General features: G+C 53.2%; 15 protein-coding genes. 5 read left to right on the top strand and 10 right to left on the bottom strand.

The window, feature by feature from the left end:
* Window positions 1-7 precede the first annotated feature (7 nt).
* The 4 genes from yggU to HP572_RS15745 all read right to left on the bottom strand — a co-directional run bounded on the left by yggU (window position 8) and on the right by HP572_RS15745 (window position 2,552).
* Window positions 8-298: a DUF167 family protein YggU gene (gene yggU, locus HP572_RS15760; protein WP_010279110.1), complete on the bottom strand. Its 291-nt coding sequence runs from the start codon at window positions 296-298 to the stop codon at window positions 8-10.
* Entirely contained in the window at window positions 295-849 is a 555-nt protein-coding gene (locus tag HP572_RS15755; protein WP_010279107.1) for a YggT family protein, read from the bottom strand. The genes yggU and HP572_RS15755 overlap by 4 nt, the downstream gene beginning before the upstream one ends.
* A 49-nt stretch (window positions 850-898) precedes the next feature.
* The gene (gene proC, locus HP572_RS15750) at window positions 899-1,720 is read right to left on the bottom strand and encodes a pyrroline-5-carboxylate reductase (RefSeq protein WP_043902046.1); all 822 of its coding nucleotides are present in this window, start codon (window positions 1,718-1,720) and stop codon (window positions 899-901) included.
* A gap of 118 nt (window positions 1,721-1,838) precedes the next feature.
* The gene (locus HP572_RS15745) at window positions 1,839-2,552 is read right to left on the bottom strand and encodes a YggS family pyridoxal phosphate-dependent enzyme (protein ID WP_240583697.1); all 714 of its coding nucleotides are present in this window, start codon (window positions 2,550-2,552) and stop codon (window positions 1,839-1,841) included.
* A 20-nt stretch (window positions 2,553-2,572) separates the two neighbouring features.
* Between HP572_RS15745 and HP572_RS15740 the strand changes: the two genes are divergently transcribed.
* A complete protein-coding gene (locus HP572_RS15740) occupies window positions 2,573-3,589 on the top strand; it encodes a type IV pilus twitching motility protein PilT (protein ID WP_240583696.1) in 1,017 nt (338 codons plus the stop codon).
* Here the strand turns inward: HP572_RS15740 and HP572_RS15735 are convergent.
* Complete coding sequence (locus HP572_RS15735) at window positions 3,558-5,390, bottom strand: diguanylate cyclase (RefSeq protein ID WP_240583695.1); 1,833 nt, start codon at window positions 5,388-5,390, stop codon at window positions 3,558-3,560. The two genes, HP572_RS15740 and HP572_RS15735, sit on opposite strands and share 32 nt — an antisense overlap.
* Window positions 5,391-5,917: 527 nt before the next feature.
* On the bottom strand, window positions 5,918-7,489 hold the full coding sequence (locus HP572_RS15730; protein ID WP_240583694.1) for a methyl-accepting chemotaxis protein: 1,572 nt from the start codon (window positions 7,487-7,489) through the stop codon (window positions 5,918-5,920).
* Between the two features lie 325 nt (window positions 7,490-7,814).
* On the opposite strand from HP572_RS15730, the gene nsrR reads away from it, so the two are divergent.
* From nsrR to rlmB, 3 genes are all read left to right on the top strand, one after another.
* Window positions 7,815-8,240, top strand: a complete 426-nt coding sequence (gene nsrR, locus HP572_RS15725; protein ID WP_010279087.1) for a nitric oxide-sensing transcriptional repressor NsrR — start codon at window positions 7,815-7,817, stop codon at window positions 8,238-8,240.
* Window positions 8,241-8,281: 41 nt separating this feature from the next.
* Window positions 8,282-10,738 carry a ribonuclease R gene (gene rnr / locus HP572_RS15720; protein ID WP_240583693.1) on the top strand — a complete coding sequence of 819 codons (2,457 nt, stop codon included), beginning with the start codon at window positions 8,282-8,284 and terminating at the stop codon, window positions 10,736-10,738.
* A 104-nt stretch (window positions 10,739-10,842) separates the two neighbouring features.
* On the top strand, window positions 10,843-11,574 hold the full coding sequence (gene rlmB, locus HP572_RS15715) for a 23S rRNA (guanosine(2251)-2'-O)-methyltransferase RlmB (RefSeq protein ID WP_010279080.1): 732 nt from the start codon (window positions 10,843-10,845) through the stop codon (window positions 11,572-11,574).
* A 56-nt stretch (window positions 11,575-11,630) separates the two neighbouring features.
* Here rlmB and HP572_RS15710 read toward each other — a convergent pair whose 3' ends face one another.
* Window positions 11,631-13,166, bottom strand: a complete 1,536-nt coding sequence (locus tag HP572_RS15710; protein WP_240583692.1) for a methyl-accepting chemotaxis protein — start codon at window positions 13,164-13,166, stop codon at window positions 11,631-11,633.
* 366 nt (window positions 13,167-13,532) lie between these two features.
* Between HP572_RS15710 and HP572_RS15705 the strand changes: the two genes are divergently transcribed.
* Complete coding sequence (locus HP572_RS15705) at window positions 13,533-13,931, top strand: DUF350 domain-containing protein (protein ID WP_205551492.1); 399 nt, start codon at window positions 13,533-13,535, stop codon at window positions 13,929-13,931.
* A gap of 103 nt (window positions 13,932-14,034) precedes the next feature.
* Here the strand turns inward: HP572_RS15705 and bsmA are convergent, their stop codons facing one another.
* The 3 genes from bsmA to HP572_RS15690 form a co-directional block, all read right to left on the bottom strand.
* Entirely contained in the window at window positions 14,035-14,343 is a 309-nt protein-coding gene (bsmA, locus tag HP572_RS15700; protein ID WP_240583691.1) for a biofilm peroxide resistance protein BsmA, read from the bottom strand.
* Between the two features lie 112 nt (window positions 14,344-14,455).
* Window positions 14,456-15,079 (bottom strand): peptide chain release factor H, encoded by a 624-nt coding sequence (gene prfH, locus HP572_RS15695; protein ID WP_240583690.1) that lies wholly within the window; start codon window positions 15,077-15,079, stop codon window positions 14,456-14,458.
* Window positions 15,076-16,197, bottom strand: coding sequence for an RNA ligase RtcB family protein (locus HP572_RS15690; RefSeq protein WP_240583689.1), 1,122 nt, complete (start codon window positions 16,195-16,197; stop codon window positions 15,076-15,078). The genes prfH and HP572_RS15690 overlap by 4 nt, the downstream gene beginning before the upstream one ends.
* Window positions 16,198-16,367 lie beyond the last annotated feature (170 nt).

Below are 16,367 nucleotides of genomic sequence, written 5' to 3'. Positions count from 1 at the left end.
TGCGTATTTATTCAATGAAGTCCGCGACGTCAGCCGGGATGTGTTGCGGATGGGTAATTCTAATCTGTTTATGCCGCCCGAGTTCGCCTTTTTCAATCACGACCAGGCTCTTGGCGACCCGAAACTGTTTGGCGAGAAATTTGGTCAGATGGGCATTGGCCTGCCCATCAACCGGTGGTGCGGTGATGGCGACTTTTAGTTCGTCGCCATGCAAACCCACGATCTGATCCCGGCTGGCTTTTGGCTGAATATACAGCCGAATCACCAGCGCGTCGCCGTGGCGGGTAATGGCACTCACAGCAGGAACCACAGCCCCGGGAACAGGTCCATGCCTAGATAGTTGAGCATATACAGAATCAGAATGACGGCCATCGCAGAGAAATCAATGCCGCCCATAACCGGAATAACGCGGCGGAGCGGTGCCATCAGCGGTTCGGTCAACTGATGCAGCAGATATTCGATTGGGCTACGGCCCTGACTGACCCAGCTCATGATAGAACGGATGATGATGACCCAGAAGACCAGATAGCCCGCGGATTTAATCAGCGAGATAAGCCCGACCAGCAGGTTCATTGGGCTAAGGGAAATCGCGCCAACCTGAATCAACAGCAGTAACGGGTATTTGATCGTCGTGAGAATAAAGGCCAGCAGCAGCGAAGCGCTGTCAATCGGCCCTAACGACGGCAGAATGCGGCGCAGTGGCCCGACAATCGGCTGAGTGATTTTGACGACAAACTGCGACAGCGGGTTATAAAAATCGCTGCGTGACCACTGCATCCAGATGCGCAGCAGCAGGACCATTACATAGAGGTCGACCAGCGTTTTGACCAGAAAAGTCAGGGTGAGCATAAGTACGTCTTTTCCTTAATAAGATAAAGAATCGGGGAACCCGCTTTGGTTAAAAAAGCGTTTCCATTTCCTGTGCGCGAGCAATTGCTGCCTGCATGGCCTCGGCCACGGTTTGCGTCAACTGCTGTTCGTTAAATACCCGCAGGGCTTCTGCCGTGGTGCCGCCCTTGGAGGTCACATTCTCCCGCAGGGTCGACAGCGGCGTATCTGGATTGGCTTCAACCAGCGCGGCAGCGCCGGACGCGGCCTGTTGCACCAGCAAGCGAGCCGTTTCCTGGCTGAACCCCTGACGGATGGCTTCCTGCTGCATCGCTTCCATAAACAGGAAGAAATAGGCCGGTGCGCTGCCCGCCGCGGCGATCACGCCGTTGATGCCTTGCTCGCTATCCACCCAGCAAATTTTACCGACGCTCTGCATCAGCTGTGCGGTGAAGTCTTTATCAGCCTGATTGACGGAGGCGGGGGCATACATTCCGCTCATGCCTTTGCCGACCAGAGACGGCGTGTTGGGCATAATCCGCACGATATTCAGCGGTTCGCCCAGCAGCGCCTGAAAACGTGCGATGTTGATGCCTGCGGCAATCGACAGTACCAGCTTACCGCTGAAATTGACCTGTTCACGCAGCGGTTCGCAAACTGTTGCCATCATCTGCGGTTTGACTGCCAGCACAATGACGTCCGCTTCCTGAGCGCAGCGTACATTGTCCGCGCTGCTGATCACGCCATACTGTGCAGCCAGCGCATCGCGGTTCTTACCCGAAGGCGCGCAGACGCTGATGTGTTGAGCGGGATAACCGCCGTTGACCAATCCGGCGATAATGGCCTGCGCCATGTTTCCGGCACCAATAAACGCTATTTTACGTTGCTGCATCTGCATTATCGCTAATCACCTGTTCCGTTTGTATTCTGTCAAAGATGACGTGCCGTTCAGCGCGTACTCTGCTGTTTTTGTGTGCTCTTTACCGACAGCTACACGCTTGATTGACTGTTTAGGCGCCTTTTGCTGAATAGTCGCGCGCGCCAAAGATTGCCGTACCAATGCGCACCAGCGTGCTGCCCGCGGTAATCGCCGCGCGCATGTCGTCCGTCATCCCCATAGAAAGTGTATCAATATGCGGATGATTTGCAGATAACGTTTGCAACAGTGCGGCCATTTGTTTGAAAACAGCCAACTGCTGCTCGTAATCGGTTTCCGGTGCCGGAATCGCCATCAGGCCACGCAGACGCAGGTTGGGCAGTGCGGCGACGCTGGCGGCAAGCTCTGCTAATTCAGCGACCATAATGCCTGATTTGCTCGGTTCGCTGCTGATATTAATCTGCAACAGAACGTTTAACGGCGGCAATGTGGTCGGGCGCTGTTCGCTCAGACGCTGCGCGATGCGCAGACGATCCACGGTGTGAAACCAATCAAAATTCTCGGCCACCAGTCGACTTTTGTTTGACTGTAGCGGGCCGATAAAGTGCCACTCCAACGGCGTGTCCGGGTGGTTTTTCTGGAAATAATGGATCTTCTCCACGCCTTCCTGAACATAATTCTCGCCAAACGCTCGTTGCCCTGCCGCGATGGCTTCTTCGATCGCGCTCACAGGTTTGGTTTTACTGACTGCAAGTAGCGTAATTTCTTCTGGTGCCCGCGCGCAATGCGCAGCGGCGGTGGCGATTTGCTGCCGGATGTCCTGTAGATTCTGCTGGATTGTCGTCATGGTTATTCAGGAGGTTATCTATGGAGTTGGATGAGTGGATGGCGCGTAGTGTAAAACATAATGCCTCGGATCTGCACCTTTGTAGCGGTCACCCGCCGGTGTTGCGTGTGGACGGGCAGCTACAGCCTGAAAATACCTTACCACGTTTAACGCCGGAGCAGGTGGCACAATGGTGTGATGCCTGGCTCGAACCGGCTCAACGTGAGCAACTGCGGCAGGCTGGTCAGGTGGACGGCGCGTTAATGCTGCCCGATGGACAACGCCTGCGGGTGAATGTGTTTCGCCAACGTGAAGGGCTGTCTGCGGCGCTGCGTATTATCCCGTCCGCTCAGCCTTCATTGGAAGCGCTACATGCGCCACCCGTTCTATCGACGCTGCTGGAGAAGCCGAACGGACTGATCCTGATTACCGGGGCGACGGGGAGCGGCAAATCCACGACGCTGGCGGCCATGCTTGGGGCGTTAAATGACAGCAGCGATCGCCATGTGATTACGCTGGAAGATCCGATCGAGTTTATCCATGCCAGCCGACGCTGTCTGATTCAACAGCGGGAGATCGGTGCGCACAGTGCATCGTTTGCACTGGCGCTACGGGCCGCATTGCGGGAGGACCCCGATGTGATTCTGCTGGGGGAATTGCGCGATACGGAGACGATTCGGCTGGCGCTGACGGCGGCGGAAACCGGCCATCTGGTGTTGTCGACGCTGCATACACGTAGTGCATCGCAGGCGGTCGATCGTCTGATTGACGTCTTTCCCGGTGAAGAGAAAGCCTATGTTCGTAGCCAGTTAGCTACCTGTTTGCAGGCCGTCGTGACGCAAAGGCTGTTGCCCGCTGCGCAAGGTGGTCGAATCGCGCTTTATGAAGTGCTGACGGCGACTGCGGCAGTCAGTAACCTGATTCGGGAAGGGAAAACGCACCAGCTTCCCGGCCTGATTCAAACCGGAGCCGCTGCGGGAATGCAAACGTTCGAGCAAAGCTACCAGCAGCGCTGTCGGGATGGGCTTATTTCACACAGTTGCGACCTTGCCGTTTAGCCGCATAGAGGTTTTCATCGGCTAACTGAATCCAGTCCTCAACGGACGCAAGATCGGAACAGTAGGCGGCAATACCTGCGCTAATCGTGAAACGCAGATTTTGGCGATCGTATTCCAGCGTATGTTGCTCGATCGCCTGTCGAATACGCTCAATCGTTACCACCGCCGTTTGGTAAGAGACGTCTTTTAACAGAATGATGAATTCTTCCCCACCGAGGCGAGCGACCAGATCTTCCTGACGTAGCGACATGCGCATAAGCATCGCCAGCTCTCTGAGGACGGCATCGCCAGCCAGATGACCGTATTGATCGTTAATGTTTTTGAATAAATCGATATCAATAATCGCCAGACAGCTTTTGTCCGTCTGATGGCTTTGCTTCTTGTTCTGAAAAAAAGCGTTGGCCTGTTCGAAGAAACTGCTGCGATTCGGCAGGCCAGTAAGAAAATCATGCCCCGCGTTAAAGCGCAGAGAGGCTTCTATCTGCGTGCGCTCATCTTCCAGCGAACGCGCGTGAATAATGATGCCGAGCGTTTTCACTAGCGGAGCCAGTAGCTCGATCATTGTTTGATCGTAACCTTCCCGGCGGTTAGCCAGCGCGATCATCCCGATCGCTTTGCCGTTGTGGGAGATAGGAATCCCAAGCAGGGAATACAGCGCGGGATGGATAGGCGGAAGGTCTCGGCCAGCCTTCTGCCTCAGTAGGTTATTGGTGCACACCACCGTATTGTGGGTGACCACGTGACCAAACAGATTGTCCAGTTTACGGAGCCTCAGGCCACCGTTGGTTCTGCGCTGGTGCCTGTACCAGTTCAGGGTTTCGTCATCCCAGGCAAGGTTGGATATCGAGGGAAGATAGAGCGACTGGCCGTCTTCGTCTTCCTGCAATGTGGCAATGAAGCCGAAGGTGCTGTTGGTGACGCTAAGCAGTCGCTCAAAGACTTTATCGCAGGCGGAAGGCAGATTGTGGTCGAGCAGAAAGCTGTCGTGGACTGACAGCAGAATATCGAGAATGATACCTTGTTGATGGGCTTTCTTTTCGGTTTCGACATTTTGCGTGATGTTGTGAGCATATTTAATGATTTTTCGTACATTGCCGTCGCTATCCATAACCGGACTGTAAGTTGCCTGTATCCAGAATGAATGTCTGCCTTTGCCAAGGCGGTGGAATCGCCCGCTGATAGGGTGACCGCGGTGCAAGGTTTCCCAGAATGTTTGATAGTCGGCTTGTTCAGTATAGAGAGGATCGCAGAGTGACTTGTGGTGCAGGCCGAGAATTTCCTTCTCTTCGTAGCCCGTCAGCATCAGGTAATGTTTATTGACGTGGGTGATATAGCCGTCTTTATCAAACTCGATTACGCCTTGCGAATTTTCAATCGCGTCTAGCTGTGCCCGGTGCTCCGACATCAGACGCTTTTCTTGAGTAATATCGAGCGCCAGTTTTATGACGCCGATGCGGCGACCTGAATGATCAATAATGGGCGTATAGGCGGCATGGAGCCAAATGATGTCTCCTTTTTGGGTTTTCCGTTGGAATTCCCCTGCGTTGATATTCCCTTTAATCACATCGTGCCAGAAATGATCGTGTTTTTGGCGCAGCGCTTCTGGCATAAAAAGCGTGTGGTTCTTCTGAATAATGTCTTCTTTTTTGTAGCCCAGCATTTTGCAAAAAAGAGGATTGGCTTCAATCAGTTTCCCTGCCAGGTCGAATTCGGCGATGGCATAAACGGAATTGAACGCGTGCAGTTTGGCTTCATTGTCAAACCTGGTAATCAAATCAACATCAACTGACTGATTATTCATGTTTATATTTGCCTATATTCTTTCTGTCTTTACCCTTGATTCGCTGTTGTCAGAGGCATTCGTTTTATCATGATGCCATCTGTGATGTTATCGGGTGATTGGCCGTCCCCTTTTTTGTACGCGAAAACCAATGGGTCGAATTAATAAAATAGCGTGCTATTAATTAAATTAATAAATATTATATCGAGATATAATTAATAGGCTAAAACGCATGATAAATATTACCAATAAGAAACATCTCTCATTGTCTTCTTATTCAATGTATTGAGGAAATTATTTTGGTCAGCGTTAACACTGCAACTCTATTTATACGCTCATGTGTAAAAACAGAGAATAGCGGTAAAAAAATAATACTCAAATTATCTGAAAGTATATCTATGAAATAGGTGTGTTAAGGGGAAAAAGGGTTCCTGCTTTTTCTCATTATTTATTCGATTTTTTAGGGAATAGGCGGAAGCGGAGCTCTCTGCGGGGGATGCCTGTAGTCAGCGCAGGGCTGACTACAGGCGGTGCAATCCATTAGTAGATTAGGAAAGGCGAGGATCGACCTGAAACAGTGCCATGGATCGCATCAACTGCTGAGACTGCTGCTCCAGCGACTGCGTCGTCGCGGATGAGGCTTTGACGAGCTGCGCGTTGTGTTGAGCGACTTTATCGATCTGTGTGAAGGCGACGTTAACCTGCTCAATACCGCGATGCTGTTCTTGCGTGGCGGTGGAAATGTCTCTCATCAGTTGTGTAATACGGATGATTTCGTCGGTCACTTCGTCCATGGTTTCGCCTGCTTTAGAGGCTAATTCAAGCCCTTCGGACACGCGCGTCTGGGAATCCAAAATCAATGCGCGGATCTCTTTCGCCGCCTGTGCGCTATGCTGCGCCAGATTACGCACTTCTCCGGCGACGACGGCAAAGCCTCTGCCTTGTTCGCCTGCGCGGGCGGATTCAACGGAGGCGTTCAGCGCCAGAATGTTGGTCTGGAACGCGATGCCGTCAATGACGCTGAGAATGTCATTGATACGCTTGGCGCTGGTGGCGATCTCCTGCATTTTTTCAATGACGTAACAGACAGACTCGTTGCTGCGGCTGCTGGTGTTCGAGACATTATTGGCGAGCTGATGCGCGAGCTCCGCGTGATCGGCATTGAGTTTCACCGTCGCGCTCAATTGCTCCATACTCGCTGCCGTCTGTTCCAGTGCAGCAACGGATTCCTCGGTGCGTTGGGAAAGTTGCGCGTTTTCTTCAAACAGTTCGCGGCTACCGAGATCGATTTTCGTGCTGGCATCGCGCACCTGACTGACCGACTCCAGCAGTGCCCCTTGCATGCGGCCGATGGCATCATTGAGCCGACCCAGCTCGTTGTCTCCGCCTTGAATCAGGCGGCGGGTCAGATTACCGCCAGCAACCTGCTCCAACTGCTCAATCGCATAGTCCAGCGGTTTGAGCAGCATGTGCCGAAGTGCGACCCAGGCTAATGCCACCAGCGTGATAGACAAGAGGCTGGCAATGGCAATGAGCAGCAGCATCATGCGCTCATTACTCTCGGACTGCGCCAGACCCTGTTCGGAAAGCTGCTGAGCATACTGACGGAAATTCTGGATCGACAAATCAAAGGCTTCGCTCAGTGGGCCGAGCTGCTTTTCCAGAACGTCATAATATTCGTCGGTATACTGTTTTTGCAGCGCACTTAGCATCGGGGTCATGCCCTGCTGAAAATAGGCCTGATAGGTTTTCAACACGTCCTGCGCCAGCGCCTGCTGTTTGGGATCGGCATTAGCCGATTTGATCACGCGTTCAATGTCTTCCTGCGATTGGCGAAGATGTTTCTCTACGACTCCGGTTTCCTTGGCACCGTCGTCCAGCAGGCCGATTTCGATTTTCCTGACGGCGAGCGTTGCCGAGGCTCTCGCGCTGAGTGTCTGGTTATAGCCGCTCATCAGGCTGCCCAGCTCAATGCCCTGAATCTGATTTTGTGCTGTCAGCGTTTCCCTGTCTTTCTTAATCGCGACTACGCCCATGCTGCTGACGATAAGTAGCAGCAGGGTAGTTAGCAGCAATAACGTTAATAAGCCGGTACGAATAGAAATATTTTTCAACCCCATGGTGTCCTTTTCCTTACGCCGCCTTCGTGGGTGATAACCCAGTCATCATTGGATGTGGTGTGTGCAACAGAAGAGAATACGTTATCTGTGTTGCGGTGAGATAAAATTAAAAAGATATGGCAGGTGTAAAAAGGATCGGGCAAGAAGGGCGTAGCCGAGAGGTTTCCGCAACACAGGCTTCTCCCACTCGGATTTCTCGCAACGCAAAGGGTATAAATAATTAGCCGTAGCGTTTACGCCAGTTTATTATCTGTCAATAGCGTTGGTTTTTCAGGGGCGTACTCAATACGCCAGTTAATGATACCCAGAGGTATCCGAGGTTTATGTGCAGTTAACAAGTTTTACGGATTATGGTTTGCGGGCGCTGATTTACATGGCATCGCTGCCGGGCGGGAAAATGACCAGCATTTCGGAAGTAACGGAAGTGTATGGCGTGTCCCGTAATCATATGGTCAAAATTATCAATCAACTTAGTCGTGCTGGGTTGGTGATGGCCGTGCGCGGCAAGAATGGCGGTATCCGTCTTGGAAAGCCGGCAGAAACCATCCGAATTGGCGATGTCGTGCGCGAATTGGAACCGCTCACGCTGGTTAACTGTAGCCATGAATTTTGCCACATCACGCCAGCCTGTCGCTTAAAGCAGGTGCTTCAACAAGCGGTACAAAATTTCCTGCATGAGCTGGATCAATACACGCTGGCTGATATGGTCAAAGAAAACCCGCCGCTTTATAAATTATTGTTGGTTGAATGAGTTTTGTTCAGCCTCCTGCTGATGACAACGGAGGAACCGCAATGTCACAAGATCCATTCCTGGAACGAGAAGCAGAAAAATACGAATCCCCCATCCCCAGTCGTGAATATATTTTGGCGCACATCGCCAAGCGCGATACCCCGATTAGCCGGGAAGAATTAGCCGCCGACCTGCAATTAACTGGAGAAGACGCTCTCGAAGCGCTGCGCCGTCGCCTGCGTGCGATGGAGCGTGATGGTCAGCTTATCTTTACCCGCCGTCAGTGTTATGCGTTGCCGGAAAAACTCGATCTGCTGCGCGGTACGGTTATTGGTCACCGTGATGGTTTCGGTTTCCTGCGCGTGGAAGGCCGCAAAGACGATCTTTATCTGTCGGCTGAAGAGATGAAACGGGCGATTCACGGCGATGTTGTGCTGGCACAGCCGCTGGGTGCGGATCGTAAAGGGCGTCGTGAAGGGCGCATTGTGCGCGTGCTGGAACCGCGTACCGGGCAAATTGTTGGCCGCTATTTTGTCGATGCCGGTGTTGGGTTTGTCGTACCGGATGACAGCCGCCTGAGCTTCGATATTCTGATCCCGAAAGAAGACATTAACGGCGCTCGTATGGGCTTCGTGGTGGTGGTTGAGCTGACGCAACGCGCCACGCGCCGCACGAAAGCGGTGGGTAAGATCGTCGAGATCCTCGGTGACAATATGGGCACCGGGCTGGCGGTAGATATCGCCCTGCGTACCCATGATATTCCCCACACCTGGCCGCCTAAAGTGGAAGAACAGGTGAAAGATCTTTCCGAAGAGGTGCCGGAAGCCGCGAAAAAAGGTCGTGTGGATCTACGTAAGCTGCCACTGGTTACGATTGACGGTGAAGATGCTCGCGATTTTGATGACGCAGTGCACTGTGAGCCGAAACGCGGCGGTGGCTGGCGCTTATGGGTTGCGATTGCGGACGTGAGCTATTACGTTCGGCCGAATACGGCGCTTGATCATGAAGCGCGGGCGCGTGGCACCTCGGTGTACTTCCCGTCTCAGGTCGTGCCGATGCTGCCAGAAGTGTTGTCGAACGGACTCTGTTCGCTTAACCCGCAGGTCGATCGCCTGTGTATGGTCTGTGAAATGACCGTTTCGGCGCAGGGTAAGCTATCGTCCTATAAGTTCTATGAAGCAGTGATGAGTTCACATGCACGCCTGACCTACACCAAAGTGTGGAATATTCTGCAAGGCGACGCTGAGCTGCGCGAGCACTACAAGCCGCTGGTGGGCGGGTTGGAAGAGCTGCACCGCATGTACAAAGTGCTTGAACACGCGCGTGAAGTGCGTGGCGGCATCGCGTTTGAAACGGAAGAAGCGAAGTTCATTTTCAACGCTGAACGCCGTATCGATCGTGTGGAAGCGGTGGTGCGTAACGATGCGCACAAGCTGATCGAAGAGTGCATGATTCTGGCGAATATCTCCGCCGCGAAATTTGTGGAGAAAAACGAAGAGCCTGCGCTGTTCCGCGTACACGATCAGCCGAGTGAAGACCATGTCTTAGCCCTGCGTAGCGTGTTGGGCGAACTGGGGCTGACGCTGAAAGGCGGAATGAAGCCACAGCCGAAAGATTACGCAGAATTGATGAATGAGTTGGCTGATCGTCCCGATCGGGAAATGCTGCAAACCATGCTGCTGCGTTCCATGAAGCAGGCGATTTATGACCCAGAGAACCGCGGCCACTTCGGTCTGGCATTAACGTCTTACGGCCATTTCACGTCACCGATTCGTCGTTATCCAGACCTGTCGCTGCACCGTGCCATTAAGTATCTGCTGAGCGATCGTCATGAGCGCTGGACGCCAACGGGCGGCTGGCATAGCGACATTAACGAGATGCTACAGTTGGGCATGCACTGCTCGATGACGGAGCGCCGTGCGGATGAAGCCACGCGTGACGTCGCGGACTGGCTGAAATGCGACTTTATGCAGGATCACGTGGGTGAGGTCTTTACGGGGATTATCTCCAGCGTGACTGGCTTTGGCTTCTTCGTGCGCCTGAAAGAGCTGTTTATTGATGGGCTGGTACACGTTTCCACGCTGGATAATGACTACTATCGCTACGATAATATCGGCCAGCGACTGATCGGCGAATCGCGCGGGCAGGTTTATCGTCTGGGTGATGAAGTCGAAATTCGTGTTGAAGCTGTCCATATGGATGAGCGCAACATTGATTTCGCGTTGATTTCCAGCACGCGCAAGGTGCGTGGCGAAGGTAAAACGGCACGCGATCGTGTGAAGAAACCGGAGTCGCGTGAGGCCAAGCCAAGTCGACGTCGTCGTAGCGCGAGCAAAGCGCCGGCAAACTTTGAGCCGGATGCCGCATTCCGCAAAGAAGGCGATAGCAACACGAAGTCGGATAAGTCAAAAGCCAAGCCGAAAAAGAACCGCGATAAAGCGAAAAAGAACGCGGAAAAAACGCGTAAAATCGCCGCCGCGACCAAAGCGAAACGTGCGAAGAAAAAATCTGCTGAGTAAGGTTAGTTAGCCCGCGCGCTCCACTGAGAAGGGGAGCGCGCGGGGAAAACCTCTATCTCTACATTAACGGGCTCCGCCTGTTATGGTTAATTTGAAGAGTATCAATGAGCGAAATTATTTACGGTATCCACGCGGTTAAGGCACTGCTTGAGCGCGATCCACAGCGTTTTCTGGAAGTTTTTGTTCTGAAAGGGCGCGACGATCGCCGCCTTCAGCCTGTGATTGCGGAACTGGAAGCGCAGGGCATCGTCATTCAGGTGGCGAATCGCCAATGGCTGGATAAGCAGGCTGACGACGCGGTGCATCAGGGGATCGTAGCGAAGGTCAAAGAAGGGCGGAAATATCAGGAAAACGATCTGCCTGCGATGTTAGACAACCTGGAAACGCCTTTCCTGCTGATATTGGACGGCGTGACCGATCCACATAACCTAGGCGCTTGCCTGCGTAACGCGGATGGGGCTGGCGTGCATGCGGTGATTGTGCCACGCGATCGTTCCGCGCAGCTGAATGCAACGGTGAAGAAGGTGGCCTGCGGTGCGGCAGAAACCGTACCGGTTATCAGCGTGACCAATCTGGCCCGTACGATGCGCCTGTTGCAGGAGCGTAATATCTGGATCGTCGGCACGGCGGGTGAAGCTGATCATACGTTGTACCAAAGCAAGCTGACCGGGCCGCTGGCGCTGGTGATGGGCGCGGAAGGGGAAGGTATGCGTCGTTTGACCCGTGAACACTGCGATGAATTGATAAGCATTCCGATGGCGGGCAGCGTGTCTTCACTGAATGTGTCGGTTGCCACTGGCGTGTGTCTGTTTGAAGCCGTTCGACAGCGCGCATAATCAGTGTCGCGAATGATAGTAAAGAGGTGCCCTGGGGCACCTCTTTTTCGTTGGTGCTATGCAGCGGGGATTGCCAGTCTGCGAACGTCTTGCTGTGAAGGCTGTAAAAGCCGGAAAACAGACACCGCATCAGACAGCACGATCGCCTGCTGTTCCAGAGACTGAGCGGCAGACGAGGATTGCTCCACCAGTACGGTGTTTTGCTGCGTGTTCTGATCCATTTCTATAATGGCCTGACCGACCTGAGAAATGCCGCGATGCTGCTCGTCCGAAGCGGTAGTAATGTCTTTCATGATGGCGTGGACCTGCGTCACTGACTGGACAATCCCTTCCATCGTTTTCCCCGCGCCGTTAACGAGTGCCGCGCCGTTATTAATCTGCGAAACCGACTCACCAATGAGCGTATCGATCTCTTTAGCCGCCTGCGCGCTGCGCTGTGCCAGATTACGCACTTCGCTGGCAACAACGGCGAAACCACGCCCTTGTTCACCGGCTCGTGCTGCCTCTACTGCAGCATTGAGTGCCAGGATATTGGTTTGAAACGCGATGCTGTTGATCATTGAGGTAATCTCAGCGATGCGGTGGGAGCTTTGCGCGATATCGTGCATGGTGTTGACGGCTTTAGAAACCTGCTCTCCCCCTTGATTCGCGGTATCGGAGGCATCCATAACCAGTCGGTTGGCCTGATGGGCGTTATCAGCATTCTGTTTCACCGTTGACGTCAGCTGTTCCATGCTGGCGGCGGTTTCTTCAAGCGCGGCGGCTTGCTGCGTTGTGCGAGAAGAGAGATCGGTGTTGCCGGCAGAAATTTCCCCAGCGGCATAGGAAATCTGGTTCGCGCTGAGGCGAATTTTATCAATCATGCTGTGCAGATTGCTGTTCATCTGCCCCATGGCTGAAATCAACTGGCCTAATTCATCATGACGATCGTTGTGAAGCTGCACGGTGAGATCGCCTTCCGCAATCGCGCGGGTGGCATGTAACGCCTGATGCAGCGGGCGAACGATCTGCCGCGAGATAACGATGGCCGTGGTCAGACCGAGTATGATGGCAATCAGTGTAATCACGCCCAGTTGGATATCGCTGCTAATGACGTTACGGCCCGCGCGGCTCTCTTCCGTGAAGTAAAGTTTGTTGATGTTTTCCTGCAACCCTGCCATCTGCTCGTTCAATTCACTGAGCCGCTGTTGGCTGACATCCGGGCTCATCACCTGCTGGCGCTGTGAAATATAAGCGTTGAGTGACGCACTAATATCCTGAATGGCGCTTTTGTCTTCCGCTGGCCAATGTCCCGTGTCGATCGCTTTCAGCAGCGCGGACAGCTCTTCCTTAATGTTACCGATCGCACTGTCGTGCTGTTCCAGATACTGTGCTTTACGCTCCAGCGCATAACCAAAGTTGCCTTCCCGCGCGACCACCGTCTTGTCATACATGGCGCCAAGACGGCTGATGCGTTTTAACGATTGGTCGCTATTGTGCAATCCGTAAAAGCCGACCATAGAGAGGATGACTCCCATGATGAGCAATAAACCAAACCCTACCAATAACTTGCGCGTTACAGACAGGTTTTGAAATGACATCCAGCGCAGCATAAACCTCTTCCTTTCGTTCATTAATTATTTACCGTCATCGCAGGTCAATAACGGATTAGTTGTTGTTGTGTGTTTGCATAAAAAGCAGGTGATGAAGGTGAAATCGGCACTATCTAACTGATAAAAAATGCCTTATCTGTTATCGGCATTTCAGGCGCAATGCTTATCCGTTTTCTTAAAAAATGTGAGGAGATTCGTGCGGATGTGAAGGCTGAGGGGATAATGCGCTCCGCTGGGGATTCCCGCATTGTTTATCACGTAAAGTCATGTATAAACGCTTTGCTATGCAAGAATCATCTATATTCTTCATGCTTCCTCTTATTATTACTGATGCGCCAACGGGGCTCATTTAAAAGGAATATCGCTATGCCTATTGTTACGTCGCTACTCGCTTTCGCTTCCTATTTCTTTATCGGGTTTGCCATGGTGCTGGCCTTTCTGTTTATCTACACCCGCGTCACGCCGCATGATGAGTGGGCGTTGATTAAAGAGAACAACAGTACGGCAGCCATTGGGTTTGGTGGGGCGTTAATTGGCTATGTGATCCCGCTTTCCAGTGCGGCGATTAATTCGGTGAGTCTGGTGGATTACATCACCTGGGGCGCAGTCGCGCTGGTGGTGCAATTGCTGATTTATTTCGCGGTGCGCCTGTATATGCCACGCCTCAGCCAGCATATCCAGAATAATGATGTCGCCACCGGTGCCTTTCTCTGTGCCGCTTCGCTAAGCGGCGGGATTCTGAATGCGGCGTGTATGTCGTATTAATTTGCCGTTGCATGACAATACCGGGAATCTGCCCGGTATTGTTTGGCGGACCTCCTTGCCCTGCACCTTTGTTTACCGCATTTTTACAAGCAGCCCTGCCGATTTAGCGGTACAGCACGGCGCGCGCGAACCACATGCCGGGGAGCGTGGCAGCCTCGGACTTCATCACAATCACATAATAATGCGCGCCGGAGGCATCGGCTTTCTGTTGAAGGGCACGATCCACATCATCAGCGTTTCCGCGCATGCTAACTGAAATCGTCCCCATTTTTTCCAGTTTGCTGGTTTGTGCATAGCGAATTTCTAGCGCTTTCTCCGCAGGCGGCGGTGCCGCGACAGGCTTCCCTTGTATGATCTGGCAGCCGGATAGCATCAGTATTAAGGGTAAGAAAAGTATCCGCACGATGTTCATCGTTTCAGCCTGACAGGAGTAGATAGCGGGAGTGTAGCGCTATCACCGGGCCGATGGCATTCTCTTTAACAGGAAAAAATAACGGGCAGTCGGTGCTGCCCGTGAATTGAGGTTAGCGCGACGTGACCAGCGTGAAGTCTTCGCCTTTGAAGACTTTTACTGGATTACCGCGTTCGATCTGGTGGTGGAACAGACGCCGCAGTGCCCGTAGTTCAGCATGCTGCTGTTGCTGTAATGCTTCCAGACGATAGGCGATGAGATAACAGGCAAGACGCTTGTTGGCGTGCTGGCTGCGTTCGCTCTGTACCTTCACCGTGATGCCGCTGGCGATATGGGTGGCGCGGACGGCAGACTCGGTTTTATTCACATGCTGCCCACCGGGACCAGAGGATTTGGTGGCTTCAAAGCGAATCTCGTTATCGGCAAACGCCTGTTCCTGATGAAAGCGCGCGACGCCGATAAACCAGTTTTTGCGTCCGCCACCTTTACGCCAGGGGCTATTGCACGTCCATTGAAGCGTACCGCACCAGCTGGCAGCTAGCGTTTCTGCCAGTTCACCGTTTAACAGAACCAGTGCGGAACGCAGTGTGCCTGCGCGTTTCCCCGCTTCGGTTTCGATAATTTCGCAGTCGACGCCTTGCCGCGCGGCATCTTGCGTCAGAGCCTGCAAAGCCTTTGCGGTTGCCAGCATGCATTCGTCCGGCCCCTGCGCGGCGGAGAGTTGAAGTAATATCATTTATCCTCCCCGCGCGTTTTGTAGGTGAGTACCGGTTTCAGGCGAGCAATCAGCGTGATTAACCCTGCTTGCTGCATCGCGCCGATCACGCTGTCTATCGGTTTGTAGGCTTCCGGCGCTTCCTGAAAAATCAGTTGCCTGTCCTGACAAATCACGCGGCTGCCGAAGCGGGTACGCGCGAGTTGCTGGACGCTGTAACGTGAAGACAGCCGATCTTTACACTCCGTGCGCATCCACTTCCTGCCCGCGCCATGTGCCAGTGAATACAGGCTGTCGGCGTGAGGAATGGGTTGCACGATGTAGCTGTAGTCACCGCGCGAACCGGGAATGATGACCGGGCCACAGTCGGCGGGTGTCGCGCCTTTGCGGTGCAGCCAGCCGGAAATGTCTTCAATCGTTGCTGATGTCACCAGATTGTGGTTCACGTCCAGTGCGGCATCGCCTTCCGTATGCCAACGTTCCAGCATTCGCTGCGCGATCAGCCGCCGATTGTGGGTAGCAAACGTCAGCGCGAACTGGTGCTGTTCCAGATAGGCCTCCGCGGCAGGCGTGTTGGCTTCAAGCCCCTGATGGCCGAATTCCCGCACGTGAGCTTCCAGTATGGTTTGCCCTAATCCGCGTGAGCCGCTGTGGACGAGCAATAGCAGCTGTTTAGGATCAATGTACAGAGCATGCAGTGCATCTGGTTGATAGATTTCATCAAGCTGCTGTAATTCCGCAAAGTGATTACCGCCGCCGATGGTGCCCAGCGAGTAGCGAAAATCCGCCAGCGAGGGGGGAATCTCGATATCGTCTTCCAGTGGCCCATCGATATTACCAAGCCGTTTCTCCAGCTTATCCAGAGAGATTTTGTTGGCGTTCAGGCTCGTGCGCCATAGCGCCATGCCGCAGCCGATGTCGTTTCCGACCAGCGCCGGATAGAAGCGCTGTTGTGAAAAAAAGGCGGCACCGATAGGGTAACCCCGGCCCGGATGCAAATCTGGCATGCCGGCCACGCGAACCATATCGGGAAGTTGTGATGTAATTTGAAGCTGTTGGATTGCTTTATCTTCAATCCAGGTATTTTCCGTCGCGATCACACTGACGCGCGCCGAAATAGAGCGAATAGCATTGCCCATAGATCATCCTGCTGATCAATTTAAAAATAGGGTAAGGCAGGCTACAGCTGGGGGGATAACGCAAAGCGGAAAAGAATGCGGAATTAGTCCCGAGATGTCCTGCAAAGAATCAGAGTAAGTTTTGTCATGATGTCGTCTCCTTTGTCAGTGTGGGGGATGGGTGAAAAAAC

The sequence above is a fragment of the Pectobacterium sp. PL64 genome, from assembly GCF_022477975.1.
GTDB classification, from domain to species: Bacteria; Pseudomonadota; Gammaproteobacteria; order Enterobacterales; family Enterobacteriaceae; genus Pectobacterium; species Pectobacterium jejuense.
Note: the sequence above shows the minus strand (reverse complement) of the source record. Positions and strands in the feature narration are given on the sequence as shown.

What these genes read in the sequence shown, in the direction of transcription:
- HP572_RS15730 (WP_240583694.1), bottom strand. Translation starts at nt 7,489, where the DNA reads ATGGGGTTGAAAAATATTTCTATTCGTACCGGCTTATTAACGTTATTG.
- HP572_RS15710 (WP_240583692.1), bottom strand. Translation starts at nt 13,166, where the DNA reads ATGCTGCGCTGGATGTCATTTCAAAACCTGTCTGTAACGCGCAAGTTA.
- HP572_RS15755 (WP_010279107.1), bottom strand. Translation starts at nt 849, where the DNA reads ATGCTCACCCTGACTTTTCTGGTCAAAACGCTGGTCGACCTCTATGTA.
- proC (WP_043902046.1), bottom strand. Translation starts at nt 1,720, where the DNA reads ATGCAGCAACGTAAAATAGCGTTTATTGGTGCCGGAAACATGGCGCAG.
- HP572_RS15735 (WP_240583695.1), bottom strand. Translation starts at nt 5,390, where the DNA reads ATGAATAATCAGTCAGTTGATGTTGATTTGATTACCAGGTTTGACAAT.
- rnr (WP_240583693.1), top strand. Translation starts at nt 8,282, where the DNA reads ATGTCACAAGATCCATTCCTGGAACGAGAAGCAGAAAAATACGAATCC.
- bsmA (WP_240583691.1), bottom strand. Translation starts at nt 14,343, where the DNA reads ATGAACATCGTGCGGATACTTTTCTTACCCTTAATACTGATGCTATCC.
- prfH (WP_240583690.1), bottom strand. Translation starts at nt 15,079, where the DNA reads ATGATATTACTTCAACTCTCCGCCGCGCAGGGGCCGGACGAATGCATG.
- HP572_RS15740 (WP_240583696.1), top strand. Translation starts at nt 2,573, where the DNA reads ATGGAGTTGGATGAGTGGATGGCGCGTAGTGTAAAACATAATGCCTCG.
- rlmB (WP_010279080.1), top strand. Translation starts at nt 10,843, where the DNA reads ATGAGCGAAATTATTTACGGTATCCACGCGGTTAAGGCACTGCTTGAG.
- HP572_RS15705 (WP_205551492.1), top strand. Translation starts at nt 13,533, where the DNA reads ATGCCTATTGTTACGTCGCTACTCGCTTTCGCTTCCTATTTCTTTATC.
- HP572_RS15745 (WP_240583697.1), bottom strand. Translation starts at nt 2,552, where the DNA reads ATGACGACAATCCAGCAGAATCTACAGGACATCCGGCAGCAAATCGCC.
- HP572_RS15690 (WP_240583689.1), bottom strand. Translation starts at nt 16,197, where the DNA reads ATGGGCAATGCTATTCGCTCTATTTCGGCGCGCGTCAGTGTGATCGCG.